This window comes from Ideonella azotifigens (assembly GCF_006519715.1).
GTDB classification, from domain to species: Bacteria; Pseudomonadota; Gammaproteobacteria; order Burkholderiales; family Burkholderiaceae_C; genus Ideonella; species Ideonella azotifigens.
In genome coordinates this window covers 1-2,058 of the sequence record NZ_VIDT01000844.1, presented here as the reverse complement: position 1 = coordinate 2,058, position 2,058 = coordinate 1, and the positions used below count along the sequence as shown (strand labels likewise).

2 protein-coding genes are annotated in these 2,058 nt (G+C 68.5%); both read left to right on the top strand.

The genetic code is table 11. The annotated features are described in order from the left end of the window. The first annotated feature begins 60 nt into the window (after positions 1–60). Entirely contained in the window at positions 61–594 is a 534-nt protein-coding gene (gene fae / locus FKP22_RS28370) for a formaldehyde-activating enzyme (RefSeq protein WP_141291436.1), read from the top strand. Between the two features lie 20 nt (positions 595–614). Then, positions 615–2,058: aminodeoxychorismate synthase component I (gene pabB / locus FKP22_RS28365; RefSeq protein WP_141291438.1), on the top strand; the 1,444-nt coding region annotated here is incomplete at its 3' end.

Sequence of the window (2,058 nt, the reverse complement as noted above, 5' to 3'; positions counted from 1 at the left end):
AGGCTTGCGACTGCGGTGCCGCGCGCGGCAACCGGGAATTCCTCTGACGAAAGACCCACGATGAGCAACGATTACCTCTTCCACGCCGGCGAGGCGACCGTGCTGGCCCGCGACGGCCAGTTCACCGATGCGATGCCCGAGATCCTGATCGGCCGCACCAGCGGCCCGGTCGGCCAGGCCTTCGCCAACATGATGGCGCAGAGCAAGGGCCACACCGCGATGTTCGCCATCCGCGCCTGCAACCAGCTGGTGCGGCCCGCCACCATCGTCGTGCCCAAGGTCACGCTGAAGGACTTCGCGAACATCGACCTGTTCGGCGGCGTGGTGCAAAGCGCCACCGCCGACGCGGTGGTCGATTGCCTGATCGAGGGCATCATCCCCAGGGACATCGCCAACGAGCTGTGCATCATCAGCCTGGTCTGGATCGACCCCCGCTGCGCGACCGATCCGAACCTGGACAAGCAGGACATGTACCGCACCAACCACGAGGCGACGATGCTCGCGATCCGCCGTGCGCTCAACAACGAGCCGTCGGTGGAGGAGCTGATCGCCAACCGCCACAAGATCAAGCACGACATGGACGATTGGTCTTGAGTGTTGCCGGGCGTTTGACGATGGCCTGCTTCGCGCTGCTCGATGACCGCGCCGCGACAAACGCGCGGCCCAGCAGTCGCCTGTACGAGGACTTCGAGCGCGCGCATGTGTGCGCCGAACCGGCGCTGCTCGATGCGACCTGGGCGCAGGTCGATGCCGACCTGCGCGCAGGGCTGCACGCCGTGCTGCTGGCCGACTACGAGTGGGGCGCGAAGCTGCTGAAGGCCGGCGTCCGGCCTGGCGACGACAAGCCGGGCGAGGACCGCGCGCTGCGCGTGCTGATGTTCCGCACGCTGACGCACCTGTCTCGCGAAGCGGTCGATGCCTGGCTCGCCGAGCACGACACCTCCGGTGCGGACGAGCCGGTCGGCACCATGAACCTGGAGGCGAGCGTCGACCGCGCCGAATTCACGCGGTCCATCGAGGCGATCCACGAGGCGATCCGCGCCGGCGAGACCTACCAGGTCAACTACACCTACCGGATGAACGGGACGGCCTTCGGTTCGCCGATCGCGCTGTACCGGCGGCTGCGCGCGCGCCAGCCGGTCGACTACGGTGCCTTCATTGCCTTGCCGGCGGGCTGGGCTAGCACGCATGTGCTGTCGCTCTCGCCCGAGTTGTTCCTGCGCCATGAGGCCGGCCTGCTGACGGCGCGCCCGATGAAGGGCACGGCCGCCCGTGTTGCCGCACCGGAGAGCGACAGCGAATCGGCGCGCCTGCTGGCCCTGGACATCAAGAACCGCGCCGAGAACCTGATGATCGTCGACCTGCTGCGCAACGACCTTGGCAGGCTCGCGCAGACCGGCTCGGTGCACGTGCCGGCGCTGTTCGCGATCGAGCCGTATGCCACCGTGTTCCAGATGACCTCGACGGTGCAGGCGCAGATCCGTCCTGAAGTCGGCATGCCGGAGCTGCTGCGCGCCGTGTTCCCGTGTGGCTCGATCACCGGCGCGCCCAAGCACCACACGATGGCACTGATCGCCGGACTCGAGAGCACGCCGCGCGGTCTCTACTGCGGCGCGATCGGCTGGATCGACGCACCACGTGGCGCGCCGGCCGGCGAAGCGCGCATCGGTGACTTCTGCCTCTCAGTCGCAATCCGCACGCTGACGCTGGGCGCCGCGGCCAGTGGCCTGCGCGCGATGCGCATCGGCGTGGGTGCCGGCATCGTGCTCGACAGCCGTGCGGACGACGAGTTCGACGAATGCCGCCTGAAGGCACGTTTCCTGACCGGCCTCGATCCCGGCTTCGAGCTCTTCGAGACGATGTTGTGGCGCCCGGGCGAGGGCGTGCAGCACCTTGAGCGTCACCTCGCCCGGCTCGCCCACAGTGCGCGCGTGTTCGGCTTCGCGTTCGAGCGCGAGGCCGTGTTGCAGAAGCTGCTGGCTTTTGAACCCGAGGCCACCGGCGAGACGCGCTTGCGCTTGGCGCTGGCCCACGGCGGACGCATCAGCCTGACCCACG

Bases quoted from the DNA above. Each gene is read 5' to 3' on its own strand.
- fae (WP_141291436.1), top strand. From the start codon at position 61: ATGAGCAACGATTACCTCTTCCACGCCGGCGAGGCGACCGTGCTGGCC.